A 23,853-nucleotide genomic window follows, 5' to 3' on the forward strand; every position below is an offset into this window, starting at 1 on the left:
TGTCTGTGCCACACTGCGACCATGGAAAGCACCGCTGCCCCAAGCTTGTTGCCGCACCTGTGGAAGACGGCGTTAGTCACCGGCATCCTCGCCATCCTCCTCGGCATCCTCGTATTCATCCGCCCCGGAGCGGCGATCTTCGTCACCGCCATTTTCTTCGGCGCCTATCTGTTGATCACCGGCATCTCACAGCTCGTACTGGCATTCAGCCTCCGTGCGTCCGTCGGCGGACGGGTGTTGCTGTTCATCGGCGGTGCCGCCGCGCTCGTCCTGGCCGTGCTGTGCTTCGTCAACCTACAGAATTCGGTCGATCTGCTGGCGATCTGGATCGGCGTCGGGTTCATCTTCCGCGGTGTCGCGACAACGATGTCGGCCATCGGAGACCCGTCGCTGCCCGGACGTATCTGGGAGATCATCGTCGGCATCATCAGCGTGATCGCCGGCATCATCATGTTCGTCGCCCCGCTGGAAGGTCTGGTCGCCCTGACTCAGGTCACCGGCATCATCCTGATCATCGTCGGCGTGTTCGAGGTGATCTCGGCGTTCGGCATCCGCAGCGACGCCAAGAAGCTCAAGGCCGCGTTCTCGCCGGAGGCGCCGGCGTCGTGACGTAGGACACCGGTCAGCGACGGCGGTTTCTACCCGAACATCTACTACACTCCGTCGTAGATTGGTCTGAGACCTCGGAAGTAGGACCAGATGGACGCTTTGGACGTATCGCGGTGGCAGTTCGGGATCACCACCGTCTACCACTTCATATTCGTTCCGCTGACCATCGGGTTGGCGCCACTCATCGCCGTCATGCAGACGGCGTGGGTGGTGACCGGCAACGACAGCTGGTATCGACTGACCCGCTTCTTCGGCAAACTGTTCCTGATCAACTTCGCCATCGGTGTGGCAACCGGCATCGTGCAGGAGTTCCAGTTCGGCATGAACTGGAGCGAGTACTCCCGATTCGTCGGTGACATCTTCGGCGCTCCGCTGGCATTCGAAGGCCTGGTCGCGTTCTTCGTCGAGTCCACCTTCATCGGCTTGTGGATCTTCGGTTGGACCCGGCTCCCCCGGGCGGTCCACCTGTTCTGCATCTGGATGGTGGCCTTCGCGGTCAACGCGTCAGCCTTCTTCATCATCGCGGCGAACTCGTTCATGCAGCACCCGGTCGGCGCCAAGTTCAACCCGGAGAGCGGCCGCGCGGAGCTGATCGATTTCGGCGCCCTGCTGACCAACAACACGGCGATCTGGGCGTTCATGCACGTCGTCGCCGGATCACTGCTCACCGCCGGCACCTTCGTCGCGGCCGTCAGCGCCTGGCTGATGGTGCGGGACCGGCGGCGCGCCGCCCGCGAAGAGAGCCTGGACACCCCGGCCGCCGAACCCACCGCGGACTCCGCGGGGATGTACCGGCCCGCCACCATTCTCGGCAGCGTCGTCGCACTGGCGGCCGTGGTGGTGCTGTTCTTCACCGGCGACGTCCAGGGCAAGCTGATGTTTGTCCAGCAGCCGATGAAAATGGCTTCGGCCGAATCACTCTGCGACACGCAGACCGACCCGGACTTCTCGGTCCTCACCGTCGGCACGCACAACAACTGCGCCAGCGTGACCCACGTGATCGAGGTGCCCTACGTCCTGCCCTTCCTGGCCGAAGGCAAGTTCAGCGGTGTGACTCTGGAGGGTGTCAATGACCTTCAGCGGCAATACGAATCAAAGTTCGGACCCGGCGATTACCGGCCCAACCTTTTCGTCACCTACTGGTCGTTCCGGGCCATGATCGGCCTGATGCTGGTGCCGCTGGCGTTCGCGCTGGTCGCCCTGTGGCTCACCCGGGGCCGCCGGCTGCCCGATCAGCGGTGGTTCGGCATTTTCGCGCTGATCACACTGCCGACACCATTCCTGGCCAACTCCGCGGGCTGGGTGTTCACCGAAATGGGACGTCAACCCTGGGTGGTGGTACCCAACCCGACCGGCGACCAGATGGTCCGGCTGACCGTGCAGCAAGGCGTGTCGGATCATTCGGCCGGCACGGTGTTTTTCTCGCTTGCGGTCTTCACCCTGCTCTACGGCGTCCTCGCGGTCGTCTGGTTCTGGCTGATGCGTCGCTATGTCACCGAAGGACCCCTGGAACACGACTCCGAACCGGCACCGCCCACGCCTCCCGGCGAGGACGAATCTGCCCCCTTGTCTTTCGCTTACTGAGAGGACTGATCGCAGATGGGACTCCAAGAGCTTTGGTTCATACTCATCGCCGTTCTGTTCCTCGGATTCGTGGTACTGGAAGGCTTTGACTTCGGCGTCGGCATGCTGATGGCGCCGCTGGCCAGCGCAGGCGAAGGCGATCCGGAAAGCCGGAGGCGCGCTGTGCTCAACACCATCGGACCGGTGTGGGATGCCAATGAGGTGTGGCTGATCACCGCGGGCGCCGCCATGTTCGCGGCGTTCCCGAACTGGTACGCCACTCTGTTCTCAGCGCTGTACCTACCGCTGCTGGCCATCCTGTTCGGCATGATCCTGCGCATCGTCGGCATCGAGTGGCGCGGCAAGATCGACGACACCAAGTGGCGCAAGTATGCGGACCTCGGCATCGCCGTCGGATCGTGGTTGCCCGCCATCCTGTGGGGTGTCGCCTTCGCAATCCTGGTGCGCGGCTTGCCGATCGACGCCGACCATCGCGTCGATGCCTCGATCGGCGACGTGCTCAACGCCTACACCCTGCTCGGTGGCCTGGCCACCGCATCGTTGTTCGCGTTCTACGGTTCGGTGTTCATCGCCCTCAAGACCGCCGGGCCCATACGCGATGACGCCTTCCGGTTCGCCCGGATACTGACTCTGCCGGTCATCCTGCTGGCCGGCGGGTTCGGGCTGTGGACGCAACTGGCTCACGGCAAGCCATGGACCTGGGCCGCGTTGGCGGTGGCGGTGATCGCGCTGCTCATCTCGGTGGCGCTGATGTGGTCGCGGTCGCGGGAAGGATGGGCGTTCGTCTCGACCGTGGTGGTCGTGGCGGCCGTCGTCGTCCTGCTGTTCGGAGTGATGTACCCGTACCTGCTGCCATCCACCCTCAATCCGGAATGGGGCGTGACGATCTACAACGGCTCGTCGACCCCGTACACCCTGAAGATCATGAGCTGGGCGTCGTTGACCTTGCTGCCGCTGGTCCTGGTGTACCAGGGCTGGACGTACTGGGTGTTCCGCAAGCGGATTTCGGCCGATCGCATCCCGGCCCCCATCGGGTTGTCGCGGCGGTCAGTCTGAATCTCTGGCGGGTACTGGGCATCCGCGGCGCCTCCGGGTCGACGGCGGCACTGCGGCGCCACCTCATGGCGACAGTGGCATGCGGGGTGACCATCAGCGCCTGCACCATTGCCGCAGCCGTGGTGCTGGCGCACATCGTCGCCGCGATCATCACCGACCCGGGCACAGCGACCCGCCACGGCGCGGCCCTGGCCGCGTTGTCGGCGCTGTGGGTGCTGCGGGCAGCCGCACACTGGCTGCAGGGCCGGCTGTCCCAGCGCGGCGCCACCGCGATCATCGGAGAGTTGTCCGGACAGGTGCTGCGGTCGGTAACCACCGCGCCGCCCAGGCAGTTGGCCGCTGACCGCGACGCCGCCGCGGCCGTGGTGACGCGGGGGCTCGACGGGCTGCGCCCCTATTTCACCGGCTATCTGCCCGCGGTGATGCAGGCGGCGATCCTCACCCCGGTGGCGGTGGTGGTGATGGCCTGTTACGACCTGCAGGCCGCAGCGATCGTCCTGATCGCACTACCCCTGATCCCCGTGTTCATGGTGCTGATCGGTCTGGTCACCGCCGAGCGGTCGGCGGCAGCACTGGCCGCGATGACCACATTGCAGGCCCGATTGCTCGATCTGGTGGCGGGGATTCCGACGCTGCGCGCGGTCGGCCGAGCCGGCGGATCGGTCCAGCGGATCTCCGAACTGGCTGCCGCCCATCGCCGTTCGGCGATGGCGACCCTGCGGATCGCCTTTCTTTCGTCGCTGGTGCTTGAACTGCTGGCCACACTCGGCGTGGCATTGGTGGCGGTCAGCGTCGGTGTGCGGCTGGTGTACGGCGAGGTGACCCTGACGGCGGGTTTGACCGTTCTGCTGCTGGCCCCCGAGGTGTTCTGGCCGCTGCGGCGGGTAGGCGCTGCGTTTCATGCCGCCCAAGACGGGAAAACGGCGGCAGCACAGGCTTTCCGGTTGTGCGAGGCGCGCTCACCGGCAGAAGGTGGTGTCCGGCTGTCGGATTCGGCACCGACGATCGTGCTCGACGATCTAGGACCGGCGATCGGACCCGGCCGGGTGACGATCCTGACGGGGCCCAACGGGGCGGGAAAATCCACTGCACTGCAGGCCATTCTCGGACTGACCACGCTGCCGTCGGGCCCGGTACGAATCGACGGTGTCGACGTCGGCGACCTGGACCTGACGGCGTGGTGGCACACCGTCGCCTGGCTCCCCCACCGCCCGGTTCTCATCCCGGGCACCGTCCGCGAGAACCTGGAGCTGCTCGGGCCGCTGGACGACCTGGACGGGGCCTGCCGCGCGGCCGGGTTCGACGATGTCCTCGCCGACCTTCCCGACGGCCTGGACACCCGGATCGGCCGCACCGGCGTCGGTCTGTCGCTGGGACAGAGGCAACGGCTGGGGCTCGCCCGCGCCCTCGGGTCGTCCGCGCATGTGCTGCTGCTCGACGAGCCCACCGCCCACTTGGACGCCGCCCTGGAACAGCGCGTCCTGCAGGCCGTGGTGGCGCGGGCACGAGCCGGCGCCACCGTGGTGGTGGTCGGGCACCGCGATCCGGTGTTGGCCATCGGCGATCAGGTGATCACGATTGGGGCCGTACATGTTCCGTCGTGACCCGCTTCTCCGGCTGACGCTGGAGCTGTTGCGGCCCCGGCTGGGCCGGCTGATCCTGGCGAGTGCCCTCGGAGTGCTCTCACTCGGCAGCGCGCTGGCCCTGGCCGGTGTTTCGGCGTGGTTGATCACCCGGGCCTGGCAGATGCCCCCGATCCTCGACCTCTCGGTGGCCGTGGTTGCGGTGCGCGCACTGGGTATCTCGCGCGGCGTCCTCGGCTACTGCCAGCGGCTGGCCGCCCACGACACGGCATTACGGGCCGCGGCCAACGCCCGGACCGGGCTGTACCGCAAACTCGCCACCGGACCCGAAGACGAGGCGACACGGTTGCCCAATGGCGAACTGGTGGCCCGCGTAGGCAGCTCCGTCGACGAGCTGTCCGATGTGGTGGTGCGCTCGGTGCTGCCGATCGTGGTGGCCGCGGTGCTCAGCTGCGCAGCCGTCGGCGTCATCGCCCTCATCTCACCGAGCGCGGCCGCGGTACTGGGACTGTGCCTGCTGATCGCCGGCGTGGCGGCCCCGGCGATCACCGCCCGCGCCGTGGCTGCCGCCGAATCGGTTGCGGTACAGCACCGTAGTGAACGCGACTCGGCGACCATGCTTGCCCTCGCGTACGCTCCGGAGTTGCGGGTGAGCGGACGGCTCGACGAGGTGATCGCCACCGCGGAGCGCCACCACCGCGACTGGGGGCATGCCGCCGACCGTGCCGCGGCCCCGGCGGCGCTGGCGGCAGCCATGCCCAGCATCGCCATCGGAGCCAGTGTGCTGGGCGCCGTCGTCGCAGGCATCGCGCTGGCTCCCACGACCGCACCGACCACGCTGGCCATCCTGATGTTGTTACCCCTGTCGGCCTTCGAGGCCACCACGGCGCTTCCCGACGCTGCCGTCGGTCTCACCAGAGCCCGCATCGCCGCCCGACGTCTCCTCGAGCTCACCGAGAGCGACCCAGCGGCCCGACGACGCCCCTCCGTTGCGCCCGTCGACATTCCGGCCACGGGCCGGCTCGCCGTCGTCGGCCCGAGCGGCTCCGGCAAGACCACACTGCTGATGGCGATGACCGAGCAGCTCAACGAAACTCCGGGGCGCGCAGCCTTTTTCGCCGAGGACGCACACGTCTTCGAAACCACGGTGCGGGACAACCTGCTGGTCGTCCGCGGGGACGCCACCGACGCCGAATTGCTCTCCGCGATCCGGCGTGTCGGCCTCACCGACTGGCTGGCCACACTGCCCGACGGGCTGTCGACCGTACTGGAGGGCGGCCACAACGCTCTATCGGCCGGGGAGCGCCGCCGGCTCTTACTGGCCAGGGTGCTGCTGTCGGATTTCTCCGTCGTTCTGCTCGACGAGCCCACCGAGAACCTCGACGCCGCCGATGGCCGGCGGATCCTCACCGAAATCCTCACTCCGGGCGATTGGTTCGCCGCCGAGCGCACCGTCGTCGTGGCCACCCACCATCTTCCGGACACTCTCGACTGCCCCGTCGTCCGCTGTCCGCAACCGGGCACCGCGATCGGCGAGTAGCCTCACAGACATGACCGACGAGCGATCAAACCCGCCCGGGTCTGACGAGCCGCAGCCGGCCGGACCTCCCCCGCCACCGGCGTACCCCTACGGGCCGCCACCGGGCGCGTATCCCGGTGCCTACCCGCCGCCGCCACCATACGGCGGATACCCCATGCAACCAGCCACGCGTGCCCCCGCCAACGGGCTGGGCATCGCGGCGCTCCTGCTCGCGATCTTCGGGCTGCTGCTCGTGTGGTCGGTGATCGGCGGACTGATATTCGGCATCACCGCGATCATTCTCGGAATACTGGCCCGCGGGCGGTGCAAGCGCGGAGAAGCCACCAACTCCGGCGTCGCCGTCTCCGGAATCGCGCTCGGCGCCATCGCATGCGTGTTGTCACTGGTGTTCGTCGGCATCTGGACCTACTTCGGCGCGCGATGGTTCGACGACGTCGGCGGCCGGGACTACGTGTCCTGCCTGCAGCAGGCCGGCGACGACACCGCGGCTCAGCAGCGCTGCGAGCAAGAGTTCGAGCGGCGGGTCGAGGATTCGTTCGGCGTGACGCCCACCCCTACCCGCTGAGCCGACTCACGGCTTGGCGGCGCCGGGGAAGTACTTGACGATGCCTTCCTGCACCACCGTGGCCAGCAACTGGCCCGAGGCATCGAAGAAGTGTCCGGTGCCGAGCCCACGGGACTCCGCTGCCACCGGCGACGTGGTGGAGTACAGCACCCACTCGTCGAACTTGATCGGCCGGTGGAACCACACCGAGTGATTCATCGTCACCGCGAAGATCCGGTCGAAGCCCCAGGACAAGCCGTGGGTGGTGATGATCGAATCGAGCACCGTGGTGTCCGACGAGTAGACCAGGGCCGCACCGTGCAGCACCGGATCGTCGGGCATCACCCCTTCGGTCTTGAGCCACACCCGGTTGTGGTCGAGCTTGCCGCCCTTGTCCCGCATCACCCAGGACGGGTCGTTGGTGTAGCGCCATTCGATCGGGCGCAACGCCTCGACGAACAACGGCACCGTCGTCTCGTAGCCGCGCAGCAGCTCGTCGATCTTGGGCAGTGTGTCGGGATGCGGAACCTCCGGCGCGGGCACACTGTGCTCCAGCCCGCGTCCGGCGTTCATGTAGGACAGCATCACGGTGGTCAGCAGGTTGCCGTCCTGCATGACATCGACCCGCCGGTTGGCGAACCGGCGCTCGTCACGCAGCGGCACGACGTGGAACTCCAGATCCTTCTCCGGATCGCCACCGGCGATGAAATGCGCGTTCAACGCACTCGGTGCGAGTTTGTGTTCCAACGTGCGGCCGCCGGCGACGAACGCCTGCGCGACCATCTGCCCGCCGAAGGTGCGTACCGGGTTCTTGCTCGGATGCGAGCCGATGAACAGGTTGTCATCGACGCGATTCAGATCGAGAACAGCCAGCAGCTCCTCGAAATCCGGGTGTGTCAAGAGATGCCTTTCGAGATCTATTGCAGGCGCTCTCCGGCCGAGGACCGCTAGACGTCGTCCTCCCCGATGCGGTGCACGTGGATCAGATTCGTGGAGCCTACTGTGCCCGGAGGAGCACCCGCGACGATGACCACCAGCTCGCCGCGCTTGTAGCGGCCCAGATCCAGCAGCGACTTGTCGACCTGACGGATCATGTCGTCCGTGCTGGCCATCTGCGGCACGATGAACGTCTCGGTGCCCCAGGTCAGGGCCAATTGGCTGCGCACCTCGGGCAGTGCAGTGAAAGCCAGGACCGGAAGCGGTGTGTGCAGCCGGGCCAGGCGCCGCACGGTATCCCCGGATTGGGTGAACGCCACCAGGGCCTTGGCGTCGAGGCGCTCACCGATGTCGCGGGCCGCGTAGGAGATCACACCGCGCTTGGTGCGGGGGGTGTGGGTCAGGGGCGGCACCGTCACCGAGTTGTCCTCGACCGCCTTGATGATGCGGGCCATCGTCTTGACGGCCTCCAGCGGGTACTTGCCGACCGAGGTCTCGCCGGAGAGCATCACCGCGTCCGCACCGTCGAGGACGGCGTTGGCGACGTCGGAGGCTTCGGCGCGAGTGGGCCGGGAACTGTCGATCATCGACTCCAGCATCTGGGTCGCGACGATGACGGGTTTGGCGTTCTCCCTGGCCATCTGGATGGCGCGCTTCTGGACCAGCGGCACTTCTTCCAGCGGCAGCTCGACGCCGAGGTCACCGCGGGCGACCATGATCGCGTCGAATGCCAGCACGATCGCCTCGAGGTTCTCGACCGCCTCGGGCTTCTCCAGCTTGGCGATCACCGGGACCCGGCGACCGACGCGGTCCATCACCTCGTGGACGAGCTCGACGTCAGCAGGTGACCGCACGAAGGACAACGCGACCAGATCCACGCCGAGCCGCAGCGCGAATTCGAGATCCTCGATGTCCTTCTCGGACAGCGCCGGAGCCGTCACGTTCATGCCGGGCAACGACATGCCCTTGTTGTTGCTCACCGGACCGCCCTCGGTGACCGTGCACACCACGTCGTTGCCGTCGATCTGGTCGACCTTCAGGCCGACATTGCCGTCGTCGACGAGGACCCTGTCCCCCGGCCGGGCATCCTCGGCCAACCGCTTGTAGGTGGTCGACACCCGGTCATGGGTGCCCTCACAGTCATCGACGGTGATCCGCACCGATTCTCCGGCCGCCCAGTAGGTCGGCCCCTCGGCGAAGCGGCCCAGCCGGATCTTGGGACCCTGCAGGTCAGCGAGCACGCCCACGGCGCGACCAGTGGCGTCCGATGCGGCCCGCACCCTCTTGTAGGCGGCTTCGTGGTCGGTGTAGTCACCGTGGCTGAAATTCAGCCGGGCGACGTCCATACCGGCCTCGACCAAGGCCCGCACCGTCTCATCCGTGCTGGTAGCGGGGCCAAGCGTACAAACGATCTTTCCGCGTCTGCTCACGTCATGCCAGTCTAGTTGATCGATTCAGACGACGCTTAGCGGGAGCGTCCCGGGCCGCACAGGAGCCGGCAGATCCGACTCGCCCATCAGGTAGGCGTCCACCGCATGCGCCGCGCTGCGGCCCTCTGCGATGGCCCACACCACCAGCGATGCGCCCCGGTGCGCGTCACCGCAGACGAACACCCCGGGCGCGTCGGTCTGCCAGTCCGAACCGCAAGACACCGTGCCGCGCCGGGTCAGGGTGAGGTTCAACCCGTCGAGCAGCGCCATGTGCTCGACACCCTCGAACCCGATCGCCAGCAGCGCCAGATCACAGGGAATCTGCAACGACTCGCCCACCGGGGTGATCTCGCGGCGGCCGTCGGCGTCCCGGGTCACCCGCACCTCGGCGATCTCGATGGCCCGCACGTGTCCGTTGTCGTCGCCGATGAACCGCTGCACGGCCACCTCGAATCGCCGCGCACCACCTTCGGCGTGAGCCGGGGAGGTCCGCAGCACCAGCGGCCATGTGGGCCACGGCGAGAGCTCGTCATCGCGGGTCTCGGGCGGCTCGGTGTTGTAGTCGAGCTGAGTCACCGAGGCCGCGCCCTGACGGTGCGCGGTGCCCAGGCAGTCGGCACCGGTGTCACCACCACCGATGATCACCACGTGCTTGCCCGCCGCCGAGATCGGCGTGGACGAGTCGCCCTCGCACTCCCGGTTGGCCGGCACCAGATGCTCCATGGCCAGGTGCACACCCTCGAGTTCGCGGCCGGGCACCTCGTTGTCGCGACCCCGCAGCGCGCCGACCGCCAGCACCACCGCCTGATGACGTTGGCGCAACTGCTCGACGGTCAGGTCCACACCGACCTCGCATTCGGTGACGAACCGCGTGCCCTCGGCCCGCATCTGGGCCAGGCGCTGATTCAGCACCGACTTCTCGAGCTTGTACTCGGGGATTCCGTAGCGCAGCAGACCACCCACCCGGTCATCGCGCTCGTAGACGGTGACCTCGTGGCCGGCGCGGGTGAGTTGTTGCGCGGCAGCCAGACCCGCCGGACCGGAGCCGACCACCGCGACGCTCTTTCCGGTGGAGATCGCCGCCGGCTGGGGTTCGACGGTGCCGTTCATCCAGGCGTGATCAGCGATCGTCTGCTCGATCCGCTTGATCGTCACACTGCCGCCGGTCTGCTCCTCGGCGATCGACAGCACACAGGCAGCCTCGCAGGGCGCCGGGCACAGCCGGCCGGTGAACTCCGGAAAGTTGTTGGTGGCGTGCAGACGATCACTGGCCGCGTCCCAGCGGCCACGCCGCACCAGGTCGTTCCATTCCGGGATCAGGTTGCCCAATGGACAGCCCGCCTTGCCGGAGTGGCAGAACGGTATTCCGCAGTCCATACAACGCCGCGCCTGCTGCGACACCTCGCCGGCACGTTCATTGGGATCCTCGCGCTCGTACACCTCGCGCCAGTCCCCCACCCGTTCCTCGACGGGCCGCTTGGCGGCCTCGATCTTGGGTACGCGAAGAAATCCGGTCGGATCAGCCACGGCTGGCCTCCATGATCGCGCTGTCCACATCGCGTCCTTCGGCCTTTGCCATCCGGGTCGCCTGCATGACACGCTCGTAGTCGGTGGGCATTACTTTGGTGAATTGCGCACTGCGCCTGGGCCAATCGGCCAGGATCGAGGCGGCCAGCGTGCTGCCGGTGTGCCGGGCATGGCAGGCCACCACATCGTGCAGCCAGGTCAGGTCCTCGGCTTCCAGCCGCTGTAGTTTCACCATCTCGGTGTTGACGCGGGCCGGGTCCAGGCCGAGCACATAGGCGATACCGCCCGACATACCCGCGGCCAGGTTGCGACCGGTCTTTCCCAGGATCACCACCCGGCCACCGGTCATGTACTCGCACGCGTGGTCACCCACGCCCTCGACGACGGCCAGTGCCCCCGAATTACGGGCGCAGAACCGCTCACCGACCCGGCCCCGCAGGAACACCTCACCCGAGGTGGCCCCGTAGAGCAGGGTATTGCCGGCGATGACGTTGTCCTCTGGCAGGAACAGCACATCGTCCGGTGGCCGCACGATGACCCGACCACCGGAAAGGCCTTTGCCCACATAGTCGTTGGCATCACCGATCAGTTCCAGTGTGACCCCGGGCGGCAGGAAAGCGCCGATGGACTGGCCGGCCGAACCGGTCAACGTGACGTGAATGGTGTTGTCGGGCAAGCCGGCCGCGCCGTAGCGGCGCGTGACCTCCGACCCCAGCAGGGTGCCCACCGTGCGGTTGACGTTGCGGACAGGTAGTTCCAGACGCACCGGATGGGCATCTTCCAAGGCACCCTCGGCAAGTTGGATCAGGGTCCGGTCGAGGGCCTGCTCGAGACCGTGATCCTGATCGCGGACCCGCCGCCGCTGCGTGAGCGCACTGCCGTCGGCATCAGTCGGGGACGCGAAGATCGGGCTGAGATCGAGCCCGCGGCTCTTCCAGTGCGCCACACCGGGAGCGGTGTCGAGTACCTCGGCGTGGCCGACCGCCTCGTCGATGCTGCGGAATCCCAGCTCGGCGAGGTAGCGGCGGATGTCCTCAGCGATGAATGTGAAGAAGTTCTCCACGAACTCGGGCTTGCCGTTGAACCGCGCCCGCAATTCCGGATTCTGTGTGGCCACGCCGACCGGACAGGTATCCAGATGACAGACCCGCATCATGATGCAGCCCGACACCACCAGCGGTGCGGTGGCGAACCCGAACTCCTCGGCGCCCAGCAGCGCCGCCACGATCACATCGCGGGCGCTGCGCATGCCGCCGTCGCACTGCACGGTGATCCGATCCCGCAAACCGTTGAGCACCAACGTCTGCTGCGTATCGGCCAGCCCGATCTCCCACGGCGCCCCGGCGTGCTTGAGCGAGGTCAGCGGCGCCGCACCGGTGCCGCCGTCATACCCCGAGATCAGCACCACGTCGGCATGCGCCTTGGACACGCCGGCCGCGACGGTTCCGACCCCGACACTGCTGACCAGCTTCACGTGGATCCGGGCATCGGCGTTGGCGTTCTTCAGATCGTGGATCAGCTGGGCCAGATCCTCGATCGAGTAGATGTCGTGGTGCGGCGGCGGGGAGATCAACCCCACGCCTGGTGTGGAGTGCCGCGTCTTGGCGATGTTGGGATACACCTTGTAGCCCGGAAGCTGACCGCCCTCACCGGGTTTGGCGCCCTGAGCCATCTTGATCTGGATGTCGGTGGCGTTGACCAGGTAATCACTGGTGACACCGAACCGGCCCGAGGCCACCTGTTTCACCGCACTGCGCCGCCGCGGATCGTAGAGCCGGTCGACGTCCTCCCCGCCTTCACCACTGTTCGACCGGCCACCGAGGTTGTTCATGGCGATCGCCATGGTCTCGTGGGCCTCCGCCGAAATGGAGCCGTAGCTCATGGCCCCGGTGTTGAACCGGGTCACGATCGACTCGACCGGTTCGACCTCGTCGAGCGGAACCGGGGGTCGCAGCCCCTTCTTCAACTCGAACAAGCCGCGCAGGGTCCCACCTTCCCGGGACAGGCGGTCGACCTCGTCGGAATACCGGGCGAAGATGTCACGACGCCCGGTGCGGGTCGAATGCTGCAGCAGGAAGACCACTTCCGGGGTGAACAGATGCAGCTCGCCCTCCCGGCGAAACGCATACTCACCGCCGACCTCCAGTCGCCGGTGCACCCGCTCGGTGGGGTTCTCCGGGTAGGCGCGCCGATGACGCAGCTTGACCTCCTCGGCCAGCACGTCCAGCCCGACACCGCCGAGCTGGCTGGTGGTGCCGGTGAAATAGGCGTCGACGACTTCACGGCTCAGCCCGATCGCCTCGAAAACCTGTGCGGCGGTGTAGGAGGCGACCGTGGAGATGCCCATCTTGCTCATCACCTTGACCACGCCCTTACCGAGCGCTTTGACGTAATTGCGCACGGCTTCGGCAGTTTCGATGCCGGTCAGCTCACCCTCGCGAATCAGATCCTCGATCGACTCGAACGCCAGATAGGGATTGACCGCGGCCGCGCCGTACCCGATGAGCATGGCGATGTGATGGACTTCGCGGGCATCGCCGCTTTCCACCACCAGCGCCACCTTGGTGCGCTCCTTGGTGCGGACCAGGTGATGATGTACCGCCGAAACTGCCAGCAGCGACGGGATCGGGGCCCTGGTGTGGTCCGAATCGCGGTCGGAGATCACCAGTGTGCGAGCGCCTTTGGCAATGGCCTCGGTGGCCCGCATCTGCAGGTCATCGAGCGCCTCGGCCAGGCCTTCCCCACCGCGTTCGACATCGTAGAGGGCACGCAACACCGTGGTACGCAGGCCCGGATGCTCGCCGTCGTCGTTGATGTGGACGATCTTGCCCAGCTCGTCGTTGTCGAGAACCGGCCAGCGCAACACGATTTGGCGACATGAGGCCGCCGACGGCTCCAGCAGATTCTCCTCGGGGCCCATCACCCGGGCCATCGAGGTAACTACCTCTTCGCGGATGGCGTCCAGCGGCGGGTTGGTCACCTGGGCAAACAGCTCGACGAAATAGTCGTAGAGCAGTCGTGAGCGCTTGGACAGCACCGCGACGGGAGTATCGGTGCCCATCGATCCCAGCGGCTCCCCGCCTGATGCGGCCATGGGTGTGAGCAGGATGCGCAGTTCCTCTTCGGTGTAACCGAAGGCGATCTGCCGGCGCACCACCGACTCGTGATTCGGCTGGATCCGGGAACGCTCCGGCAAGGTGCTGAGGTCCAGCAGTCCGGCGTGCAGCCACTCACCATAGGGTTCGGCCGCCGACAACTGCTCCTTGATCTCGTCGTCGCCGACGATGCGCCCGGCGGCGGTATCGACCAGGAACATCTTGCCCGGCTGCAGACGACCCTTGGCGACGATCTCGCCCGAGGGCACGTCCAGCACTCCGCTCTCACTGGCCAGGATGACCCGGTCGTCGACCGTGCGCCACCAGCGCCCCGGCCGTAAACCGTTGCGGTCCAACACCGCACCGACCACAGAACCGTCGGTGAAGGTGACGCAGGCCGGCCCGTCCCACGGTTCCATCAGCGAAGCGTGGAACTTCCAGAACGCACGCTCCGCGGCGTCCATGGTGGTGGCGTTCTCCCATGCCTCCGGGATCATCATCAGCACCGCGTGCGGCAGACTGCGCCCGCCCAGGTGAAGAAGCTCAAGCACCTCGTCGAAGGACGCCGAGTCAGACGCGTCCGGGGTGCAGATCGGAGACAACCGGCCCAGGTCACCGGGAATCCGGGCGCTGGCCAGAAGTGCCTCGCGGGCATGCATGCGGTTTCGGTTGCCGCGCACCGTGTTGATCTCCCCGTTGTGCGCGACGAACCGGAACGGATGCGCCAACGGCCATGACGGGAACGTATTCGTGGAGAATCGGCTGTGCACAATCGCGATCGCGCTCAGACAGCGCTCGTCGCGCAGATCCGGAAAGAACTGCGGCAGTTGCATTGTCGTCAGCATGCCCTTGTACACGATGGTCCGGCTGGACAGCGACGCGAAGTACACCGCGTCGGACTCCGTGCTCTGCTCGGCCCGCTTGCGCAACGGATACACCTTGCGATCGAGCTCGATCCCCCCGACCCGCACCCCACCGGCCTCCGGTGCAGCGACAAACAGCTGCGCCATGTGTGGCATACAGCCGAGCGCCGTCGTACCGATCTCCGCGCCAACAGGATCGACCGGCACCTCCCGCCAGCCCAACACCTGCAGGCCTTCCTCGACGGCCAACGCCTCGATGCGGGTGCGTGCGGCACTGCGCGCACCCTCATCCTGCGGCAGGAAACAGATCCCGGCCGCGAAGGTGTTGCTGCCGTCCTCGGCAGGCCCCGGCAAGGCGAAGTTGACCACCTCACGCAGCAGTTCGACCGGCAGCTGCAGCAGGATGCCGGCACCGTCGCCGCTGTTGGGTTCGGCCCCGGCCGCACCGCGGTGTTCGAGGTGCTCGAGCGCGGTCAGCCCGTCAGAGACGATGCCGTGAGAACGGCGGCCCTGGATATCGGTGATCATGGCCACGCCGCAGGAATCGGCCTCGTTGGCAGGGTCATAAAGCCCCTGCGCCTCTGGCAATGCCGAGAACAGCACTTGATCGCACCTCCGCAAGTCCGGAACATCCTGGTCCCGGGACTGCACCGGCCCGAATTTTCAGTGTATCAGCGCAGGTGGGCTACTACTGGCCGGTTAATGTCGGCACCAGGGGGAAGCCCGGCAGGTTCCGCACCACCGTCCAGGCCACGACGGCCACCACGATGGTCACCACCGCCTGCAGCGGAAACAGCGTCTTCCCCAGCCGCCACCGCACCAACATCCACAGGGCCAGGGCAGGCAGGCCGGCCAGGACGAAGACGTTGTCGACGACGGCGGCGCCCACATCGCCGTGCAGCAGGTCGTGGGTCATCCGCAGGCCGCCACAGGCCGGGCAGTTCCACCCGGTCAGAGCCTTGAACGGGCATCCGGGGAACAAAAACCCGGGTCGGTGCGGGTCAGCGACGCCGACATAGGTCAGGGCTCCGGCCCCGAGCAATCCCGCGGCCGCCAGCGAGTACCGTCCCGCCGCCGTGGCGGTGGGACCGCTACGTTCCATCGCGAAGCGGACGCCCGTACGGATCACGCACCTTGTCGGTGAGGATCAGGACCGCGTCGATGATCCCCCAGATGATGGCGCCGAGAGTGCAGGTGAGCAAACCCACGATCAACTGGATGACACCCAACTTGGTATCGCCGAGGTAGATACGCCCGATACCGACGAGGCCGAACAGCCCGAGCAACTGCAGCAGGCCCGCGATCACCTTGGACTTGTCGGAGAACGGCTCACCCGTGATCGGATGGCGGCCGTACGGCGCGCTCGGATCCCCGTAGGGCGACGGATACGGCGGGTAACCCGGCGGCGGTGGCGGATACCCCGCAGGCGGCGGAAAGCTCGCCGGCTGCGGGTCGTTCATCGGGTCTCCGGACTGCGACGGATCAGTCATACAGTCAGAATGCCAGAGCTCGAGCCCTTACCGGTTACGCCGGAACCAACGACGCACCCGGCCACCTTCCTTGGTCGGCTCATGCTCGACCGCGGTGGGCGTTGCGGGTTCGGCCTCGCCGGTGACATCCTCGGCTTCCACCTCGGAGTCGGGCTCAGCCTCATCCTCGGCCGGTTCGGAATCCTCGTCGACGACAACCTCATCGGCACCAGCGTCGTCAGCCGCCTCTTCGGCTTCGGCTTCGGGCTCCTCGGAAACGTCGGGCTCGACGGCAGCGTCACCGGAGTCTTGTTCGGCATCCTCGCCAGCAGCCACTTCCTCAGCGGCTTCCTCCGACTCGGAGTCCGTGACCTCGGACTCATCTTCGCCGGTGTCTTCCGACTCAACCGGCTCTGCAGCATCGTCGGCGGCATCGGTCGCGTCTGTCTCTGTCTCTGCCTCTTCCACGAGCTCGTCGGCAGATCCGTCGGCGCTCTCTTCGACGGCCACCTCGTCGGCCTCGGCGACGACTTCTTGTGCCTCGGCCTCGGTTTCAGCCTCTGGCTCTTCAGATTCCGCAGACTCAGCTTCGGCATCCTCTGCCGCTTCCTCAGATTCGGCCTCCGCCTCCGCTTCTGCGAGTTCCTCGGAGTCCTCGGCCTCGACGTTCTCTACCGAGGCTTCTTCCTCAACGTCCTCAACGGAGTCTGACGACTCAACAGACTCAGCACCTTCGGCTTCGTCCTCGGTGTCGGCTTCCTCAGATTCGGCATCCTCATCTGCGGCCACATCCTCGGCGGCTTCCTCGGATTCGGTTTCCGCCTCCGCTTCTGCGGGTGCCTCGACGTCCTCTACTGAGGCTTCATCCTCTGCCGCTTCCTCAGATTCTGCCTCCGCCTCCGCTTCTGCGGGTGCCTCGACGTCCTCGGCCTCGACGTCCTCTACCGAGGCTTCTTCCTCAACGTCCTCATCGGAGTCCGACGGCTCAACAGACTCAGCACCTTCGGCTTCGTCCTCGGTGTCGGATGCCTCAGACTCGGCATCCTCATCTGCGGCCACATCCTCGGCGGCTTCCTCGGATTCGGTTTCCGCCTCCGCTTCTGCGGGTGCCTCGACGTCCTCTACTGAGGCTTCATCCTCTGCCGCTTCCTCAGATTCTGCCTCCGCCTCCGCTTCTGCGGGTGCCTCGACGTCCTCTACCGAGGCTTCTTCCTCAACGTCCTCATCGGAGTCCGACGGCTCAACAGACTCTGCACCTTCGGCTTCGTCCTCGGTGTCGGATGCCTCAGACTCAGCCTCCGCCTCAGGCTCGGCCTCCTCTTCGAGGTCCTCTTCAGCTTCCTCAGGCTCAGTGGCGATCGCCTTCAGTTCGATTGCCGCCGCAGCCTCAGCTCCGTCGTCCTCACTGGCGCCGACCTCGTCCGGATGCATGTGGTCGGCGTCTTCGTCATCGTCTCGCCCGGCCACCGCAGCGGCCGCGACAACACCGGTGGTGGCGCCTGCGGTGACAAGCTCCTTGCCGAGCTCATCCAGCGCTGACTCGTCCTCGTACTCTTCCGGCTTGCCCGCCAAGGTCGCCGGATCTTCACGGCCCTTGGTCGCCAACATGATGTAGACGACCGCACCGATGAACACGAATGTCGAGGTGAAGGTGTTGACCCGGAAACCGGCAAATTCGGTCGCCGGGTCGGTGCGCATCAGTTCCACCACGAACCGGCCCACGCAATAGCCGGCCACGTAGAGAGCGAACAGCCGGCCGTGGCCGAGGTTGAACCTGCGGTCGGCCCAGATCAGGAGCGCGAAAATCAGGAGGTTCCACAGCAACTCGTAGAGGAACGTCGGATGAACCACCCGCAGGACCTCGCCCGTGGACACACCGTTGAGATCGTCGGGCACCCCGGCCGCGTTCAGCCGCCGGTAAATCTCCAGGCCCCACGGCAGCGTCGTGTCACCGCCGTACAACTCTTGATTGAAGTAGTTTCCGAGCCGGCCGATGGCCTGGGCCAGGATGATTCCGGGCGCGATGGCATCGCCGAAAGCCGGCAGCGGGATCCCCCGCGAACGGCAACCGATCCAGGCACCGACACCACCGAGCGCGACGGCGCCCCAGATACCGAGGCCGCCCTGCCAGACCTGGAAGGCGGCGCCGAGCCCTTTGCCGGAGGGGCCGAAGTATGTGGGCCAGTCCGTCAGGACGTGGTACAGCCGACCACCGACGAGGCCGAAAGGCACTGCCCACAAAGCGATGTCATAGATGACGCCGGCCTGGCCGCCTCGCGCCTGCCAGCGCCGGTCACCGATCACCAGCGCGGCGATGATGCCCACGATGATGCAGAGCGCGTACGCGCGGATCGGCACCGGGCCCAGATGCCAGACGCCCTGTGACGGGCTGGGCAAATACGCGAGCACGGTAGTGGTCAAGCTGAAATCCTCTGCCTAACGCCGTTGGCCAGTTCTTCGGTGAGGCGACGGACGGCGTCCAACCCCTCGCCCAGGGCCGACACCAGCGCCGACCCGACGATGACTCCGTCCGCGTACGCGCCGATCTCGGCGGCCTGCTCGCCCGAACGCACGCCCAACCCCACCCCGACGGGGATGTCGGACACTTCCTTGACGCGGCGCACCAATTCCGGCGCCATGTTCGAGACCACATCGCGTGCCCCGGTGACGCCCATGGTCGATGCGGCGTAGACGAAGCCCCGCGAAGCGTTCACCGTCGACGCGAGCCGCTCGGGCGTCGACGACGGTGCGACCAGGAAGATCCGGTCGAGATTGTGTTCCTCGGAAGCGGCGATCCAGTCGTCGGCTTCCTCGGGGATCAGGTCGGGAGTGATCAGGCCGTACCCACCGGCAGATGCCAGGTCGCGGGCGAACGTGTCAACACCCTTGCGCAGCACCGGGTTCCAGTAGGTCATCACAACCGCTCGGCCGCCGGCGTTGCTGATCGCCTCGACCGCGGCCAGGGTGTCGCGCACCCGCACACCACCGGCCAGCGCGGCCTCGGTGGCGGCGGCGATCGTCGGTCCGTCCATGCCGGGATCCGAGTAGGGCACCCCGACTTCCACCAGGTCGCAACCGGATTCGACCATCGCCGTCATCGCCGCGATCGACTGCTGCACATCGGGGTACCCGGTCGGCAGGTAGCCGATCAGCGCGGCCCGGCCCTCGGCGCGGCAGCCGTCGAACAACTCCGCCAGCCGGCTCATCCCACGCTCCCCTCATCGAGCAGTCCGAACCATTTGGCCGCCGTTTCGACGTCCTTGTCGCCGCGCCCGGATAAGTTCACCACGATGATCGACGCACTGCCCAGTTCTGGCCCGAGTTTGAGTGCACCGGCCACCGCATGTGCCGATTCGATCGCCGGAATGATGCCCTCGCGCCGGCACAGCAGCGAGAACGCGTCCATCGCCTCGGTGTCGGTGACGGGGCGGTACTCGGCACGACCGATGTCCTTGAGGAAGGCATGTTCCGGCCCTACCCCCGGGTAGTCCAAACCAGCCGAGATGGAATGCGATTCGATGGTCTGGCCGTCCTCGTCCTGCAACAGGTAGGAGAACGAACCTTGGAAGGCGCCGGGCGAGCCACCGGTGAACGTCGCTGCGTGCCGGCCTGTTTCGACACCGTCGCCCGCGGCCTCGAAACCGACCAGCCGCACCGCCGGGTCATCGATGAAGGCGTGGAACACCCCGATGGCATTCGAGCCGCCGCCGACACACGCGGTCACCGCGTCGGGCAACCGACCGGCCTGATCGAGGATTTGCGCGCGGGCCTCCATGCCGATGATCCGTTGGAAGTCACGCACCATCAGCGGGAACGGATGCGGGCCGGCCGCCGTCCCGAAGCAGTAGTAGGTGTTGTCAGCGTTGGTGACCCAGTCCCGGAACGCCTCGTTGATCGCGTCCTTGAGGGTTTTGGAACCGGCCTCGACCGAGACCACGGTGGCTCCGAGCAGCCGCATCCGCGCGACGTTGAGGGCCTGGCGCGCGGTATCCACCGCGCCCATGTAGATGATGCATTCCAGGCCCAGCAGTGCGCATGCGGTGGCGGTGGCCACCCCGTGCTGGCCGGCACCGGTCTCGGCGATGACGCGGGTCTTGCCCATCTGTCGCGCCAGGAGCGCCTGCCCCAGCACATTGTTGATCTTGTGAGAACCGGTGTGGTTCAGGTCTTCTCGCTTGAGGAAGATGCGCGCGCCACCGGCATGCTCGGACAGTCGGGCCGCCTCGTACAGCGGTGACGGCCGGCCGCTGTAGTGCCGCTGCAGCCGATCGAGCTCGTCGAGGAACGTCTGGTCGCCGCGAGACTTTTCATACGCCGCGGTGACCTCTTCGATCACCGCCATCAGTGCCTCGGGAACCAACCGGCCGCCGTAGGAACCGAAATGCCCCCGTGCGTCAGGATCGTGAACGGTGGGTTCGGCGACGCCTGCGCTGGTACGGGGCAATTCGGGCCCCGCGAGATCCGCCATCAAAGTGCCTTTTCGTGCAAGCGGCTCATTGCCTGGTTCAGCGAGCCGGTTTCGGGCAGGACGGGTGCGTACCGGCGGTGACCAGATCGGCGACCGCGCTGCGGGGATCCCCGCTGGTCACCAGGCCTTCACCGACCAGCACGGCATCGGCACCCGCGCCGGCGTAGGCCAGCAGGTCAGCGGTTCCGCGAACACCGGACTCCGCGACCCGGATGACATTGCTGGGCAACCCAGGTGCGATCCGGGCAAAGCAGTCGCGATCGACTTCCAATGTCTTGAGGTCGCGGGCGTTGACACCGATCACCTTGGCCCCGGCCTGCAGCGCCCGGTCGGCCTCTTCTTCGGTGTGCACCTCGACCAGGGCCGTCATCCCGAGCGATTCGGTGCGCTCCAACAACGATTCGAGCACCGACTGCTCGAGCGCGGCCACGATCAGCAGGAGCAGGTCGGCGCCATGGGCCCGAGCCTCGTGGATCTGGTACGGCTTGACGATAAAGTCCTTGCGCAACACCGGGATTGACACCGCGGCGCGCACCGCGTCCAGGTCGGCAAGTGAGCCGTTGAACCTGCGCTGCTCGGTGAGAACGCTGATGATCCGCGCGCCACCGGCCTCGTAGGCCTGCGCCAGCTGCGCCGGATCGGCGATGTTGGCCAGCTCGCCGCGGGACGGGCTCGCGCGCTTCACCTCGGCGATCACGGCAATTCCCGGCTCCCGCAACGCAGCCATCACGTTGAGCGGCGGAGGTGCGTCCTGGGCCCGGGCCTTGATATCAGCCAGGCTGATAACGGCCTCGCGGGCGGCAACATCGGCGCGGACTCCCTCGATAATGGAGTCGAGCACTGTGGCCGAACTCATCGCCCGTCGGTTCCTTTCTGGTGCCTCCGGGCCGGTCCCGGTTGCCCTCCCTGGAAGGGTAGCCGTCGCCACACGTTCACCATTCACCGGCCCTTATTGTCTTTGATCGCCACCGTCACCGGTTGGATCCTGTCCCTCGTCCAGCGCGTCCCACAGCATTCGCTCCGACATCGGCTCATCACTGTTCTCGCTCTTGACCGCGTCACGACGGGCCGCCGGTGCCGCGTAGCGACCGGCAATGCCGCGTTTGGCGCTGTTGGCGGACCGCATGAGCAGCACCGCACCGGCCAGCGCACACACCGCGGCCACCAGAGTCAGCACTGCGCCGCCGTAGGAACGGCTGGTCGCCGTCAACTGCGCGAGCGGCACTTCTGCCAGGTCAGCGGCTCGAACCGCGACATCTTTGACCGCCCACAAGCTCATTCCCAGGTACCCCATGCCGGCACTGGCCACCGCGATCAGCAGGGCCAGCAATCGCAGCGGCCAGCCGTGCACGGCCAGCGCTGCGACCGCGGCGGCCAGCACCAGCAACGCCAGCGGGATCAACGCCGTCGACCAGTCCGCGCCGGTCAGTGTTGCGGTCTTGGGTTGGCCCAGCCCATCGAACGAGCTCACCTGGACCCAGGTCATCCGCGACGCCACCCACAGCACTACCGCGGCGACGACGAACAGCGCCTGCGCTGCCCGCGTCACGGCTCGGCCAATGTGTCGGCGGCGGCGATGGCGTTGAGCACGGCTTTGGCCTTGTTCGCCGACTCGTTGTACTCGTAGGGCCCGTTGGAATCGGCCACGACTCCCCCGCCCGCCTGCACGTAAGCCGTGCCGTTACGCATCAGCGCGGTGCGGATGGCGATCGCGAAGTCGGCGTTGCCCGCGAAGTCGAGGTAGCCCAGCACTCCGCCGTAGAGGCCACGCCGGGTCTTTTCGACCTCCTCGATCAGCTCCATGGCCCGCACCTTGGGCGCCCCCGACAGGGTGCCGGCCGGGAAACATGCCGTCACCGCGTCAAGCGCGGTCTTTCCCTCGGCCAGCTCGCCGGTCACCGTGGACACCAGGTGCATCACGTGGCTGTAGCGCTCGATGTGGCTGTAGTCCTCGACCCGAACCGTGCCCGGGCGGCACACCCGACCGAGGTCGTTGCGACCCAGATCGACCAGCATCAGGTGCTCGGCGCGTTCCTTCTCGTCGGCCAGCAGTTCCTTTTCCAGCAGCACATCTTCTTCCTCGGTGCTGCCGCGCCAGCGGGTACCGGCGATCGGGTGGGTGGTGGCCCGCCCGTCCTGCACCGTCACCAGTGCCTCGGGGCTGGAGCCGACAACCGAGAAGTCCAGTCCGCCATCGGCATCGGGGACATTGAGCAGGTACATGTACGGGCTGGGATTGGTCACCCGAAGCATCCGGTACACATCGAGAGGGTCGGCGGCGGTGTCCATCTCGAACCGCTGCGACGGCACCACCTGGAAGGCTTCACCTGCCTCGATGTCGCCGACGAGCTTCTCCACGATCGCGGTGTACTCCTCCACCGTGCGCTGCGCACGGTGCTCGGGTACTGGGCGGCTGAACGTGGCAACCGTCGACGGCAGCGGCTGGCCGAGGGCGGTGGTCATCACATCCAGCCGGGCGACCGCGTCGTCATATGCCTCGTCGACGCGCTCGTCGGTGCCGTTCCAGTTCACCGCATTGGCGATCAGGGTGATGGTGCCCTCGTGGTGGTCGACGGCGGCGATGTCGGTGGCCAGCAGCAGCACCATGTCGGGCAGGCCGAGATCGTCGACCGCGAGATCCGGGAGCCGCTCGAGGCGGCGCACCATGTCGTAGGCGAAATACCCCACCAATCCCGACGACAGCGGGGGCAGGTCGGGCACCGCCTCGGTCTGCAGCACATCCAGGGTGGCCCGCAGCGCCGCCAACGGCTCACCGCCGCTGGGCGCGTCCTTGGGCGCCGTTCCCAGCCATACCGCCTCGTTGTCGCGAATCGTCAGCGCCGAGGGCGCACCGGCGCCGATGAACGACCAGCGCGACCACGAGCGACCGTTTTCCGCCGACTCCAGCAGGAACGTGCCCGGACGGTTGGCAGCGAGCTTGCGGTACGCCGACAGCGGCGTCTCACTGTCGGCCAGCACCTTGCGGGTTACCGGGACCACACGGTGCTCGGCGGCCAGCGCCCGGAAATCCTCGCGCGACGTGGTGACGGCAAGCGAGGAGCCGGCGCCCGTGGACCCCGGCGCGTGGGTGGCTGTGGTTTGCACGAGAACAATTCTCCCAGATCGGGGCCGCGGTCCTGCCATGCAGA

The 23,853-nt window shown here is 66.9% G+C and carries 18 protein-coding genes; 6 read left to right on the plus strand and 12 right to left on the minus strand.

All coding sequences use genetic code 11. The features are described from left to right. The first annotated feature begins 21 nt into the window (after positions 1–21). The 6 genes from BN2156_RS06530 to BN2156_RS06555 all read left to right on the plus strand — a co-directional run bounded on the left by BN2156_RS06530 (position 22) and on the right by BN2156_RS06555 (position 6,937). The gene (locus BN2156_RS06530) at positions 22–609 is read left to right on the plus strand and encodes an HdeD family acid-resistance protein (protein WP_090511546.1); all 588 of its coding nucleotides are present in this window, start codon (positions 22–24) and stop codon (positions 607–609) included. 90 nt (positions 610–699) lie between these two features. Beyond that, positions 700–2,193, plus strand: coding sequence for a cytochrome ubiquinol oxidase subunit I (locus BN2156_RS06535; RefSeq protein ID WP_090511551.1), 1,494 nt, complete (start codon positions 700–702; stop codon positions 2,191–2,193). A gap of 15 nt (positions 2,194–2,208) precedes the next feature. Further along, positions 2,209–3,249, plus strand: a complete 1,041-nt coding sequence (gene cydB, locus BN2156_RS06540; protein ID WP_090511553.1) for a cytochrome d ubiquinol oxidase subunit II — start codon at positions 2,209–2,211, stop codon at positions 3,247–3,249. Positions 3,250–3,299: 50 nt separating this feature from the next. Next, positions 3,300–4,853, plus strand: a complete 1,554-nt coding sequence (cydD, locus tag BN2156_RS06545) for a thiol reductant ABC exporter subunit CydD (protein WP_210436636.1) — start codon at positions 3,300–3,302, stop codon at positions 4,851–4,853. Next, positions 4,840–6,372 carry an ATP-binding cassette domain-containing protein gene (locus BN2156_RS06550; RefSeq protein ID WP_090511559.1) on the plus strand — a complete coding sequence of 511 codons (1,533 nt, stop codon included), beginning with the start codon at positions 4,840–4,842 and terminating at the stop codon, positions 6,370–6,372. The genes cydD and BN2156_RS06550 overlap by 14 nt, the downstream gene beginning before the upstream one ends. Positions 6,373–6,382: 10 nt before the next feature. Next, a complete protein-coding gene (locus BN2156_RS06555) occupies positions 6,383–6,937 on the plus strand; it encodes a DUF4190 domain-containing protein (RefSeq protein ID WP_090511561.1) in 555 nt (184 codons plus the stop codon). Between the two features lie 6 nt (positions 6,938–6,943). Here the strand turns inward: BN2156_RS06555 and BN2156_RS06560 are convergent, their stop codons facing one another. The 12 genes from BN2156_RS06560 to BN2156_RS06615 all read right to left on the minus strand — a co-directional run bounded on the left by BN2156_RS06560 (position 6,944) and on the right by BN2156_RS06615 (position 23,809). After that, positions 6,944–7,816: an acyl-CoA thioesterase II gene (locus tag BN2156_RS06560; protein ID WP_090511564.1), complete on the minus strand. Its 873-nt coding sequence runs from the start codon at positions 7,814–7,816 to the stop codon at positions 6,944–6,946. 47 nt (positions 7,817–7,863) lie between these two features. Beyond that, positions 7,864–9,282, minus strand: a complete 1,419-nt coding sequence (pyk, locus tag BN2156_RS06565; protein ID WP_090511567.1) for a pyruvate kinase — start codon at positions 9,280–9,282, stop codon at positions 7,864–7,866. 24 nt (positions 9,283–9,306) lie between these two features. Then, entirely contained in the window at positions 9,307–10,809 is a 1,503-nt protein-coding gene (locus BN2156_RS06570) for a glutamate synthase subunit beta (RefSeq protein WP_090511569.1), read from the minus strand. Further along, positions 10,802–15,370 carry a glutamate synthase large subunit gene (gltB, locus tag BN2156_RS06575; RefSeq protein ID WP_090511572.1) on the minus strand — a complete coding sequence of 1,523 codons (4,569 nt, stop codon included), beginning with the start codon at positions 15,368–15,370 and terminating at the stop codon, positions 10,802–10,804. Before gltB ends, BN2156_RS06570 begins: the two co-directional genes overlap by 8 nt. An 85-nt stretch (positions 15,371–15,455) precedes the next feature. Continuing rightward, positions 15,456–15,869, minus strand: coding sequence for a DUF2752 domain-containing protein (locus BN2156_RS06580; RefSeq protein WP_090511575.1), 414 nt, complete (start codon positions 15,867–15,869; stop codon positions 15,456–15,458). Next, positions 15,859–16,257 (minus strand): NINE protein, encoded by a 399-nt coding sequence (locus tag BN2156_RS06585; protein ID WP_090511577.1) that lies wholly within the window; start codon positions 16,255–16,257, stop codon positions 15,859–15,861. The genes BN2156_RS06580 and BN2156_RS06585 overlap by 11 nt, the downstream gene beginning before the upstream one ends. Before the next feature lie 27 nt (positions 16,258–16,284). After that, on the minus strand, positions 16,285–18,657 hold the full coding sequence (gene lgt, locus BN2156_RS06590) for a prolipoprotein diacylglyceryl transferase (RefSeq protein ID WP_090511579.1): 2,373 nt from the start codon (positions 18,655–18,657) through the stop codon (positions 16,285–16,287). Beyond that, complete coding sequence (gene trpA, locus BN2156_RS06595) at positions 18,654–19,442, minus strand: tryptophan synthase subunit alpha (RefSeq protein ID WP_090511582.1); 789 nt, start codon at positions 19,440–19,442, stop codon at positions 18,654–18,656. The genes lgt and trpA overlap by 4 nt, the downstream gene beginning before the upstream one ends. Next, a complete protein-coding gene (gene trpB / locus BN2156_RS06600; RefSeq protein ID WP_090511585.1) occupies positions 19,439–20,704 on the minus strand; it encodes a tryptophan synthase subunit beta in 1,266 nt (421 codons plus the stop codon). Before trpB ends, trpA begins: the two co-directional genes overlap by 4 nt. Positions 20,705–20,741: 37 nt before the next feature. Continuing rightward, entirely contained in the window at positions 20,742–21,560 is an 819-nt protein-coding gene (trpC, locus tag BN2156_RS06605) for an indole-3-glycerol phosphate synthase TrpC (protein ID WP_090511589.1), read from the minus strand. 93 nt (positions 21,561–21,653) lie between these two features. Continuing rightward, positions 21,654–22,253, minus strand: coding sequence for a TIGR02234 family membrane protein (locus BN2156_RS06610; RefSeq protein ID WP_090511592.1), 600 nt, complete (start codon positions 22,251–22,253; stop codon positions 21,654–21,656). After that, on the minus strand, positions 22,250–23,809 hold the full coding sequence (locus tag BN2156_RS06615; RefSeq protein ID WP_090511596.1) for an anthranilate synthase component I: 1,560 nt from the start codon (positions 23,807–23,809) through the stop codon (positions 22,250–22,252). Before BN2156_RS06615 ends, BN2156_RS06610 begins: the two co-directional genes overlap by 4 nt. Positions 23,810–23,853 lie beyond the last annotated feature (44 nt).

The organism is Mycolicibacterium neworleansense (assembly GCF_001245615.1).
GTDB classification, from domain to species: Bacteria; Actinomycetota; Actinomycetes; order Mycobacteriales; family Mycobacteriaceae; genus Mycobacterium; species Mycobacterium neworleansense.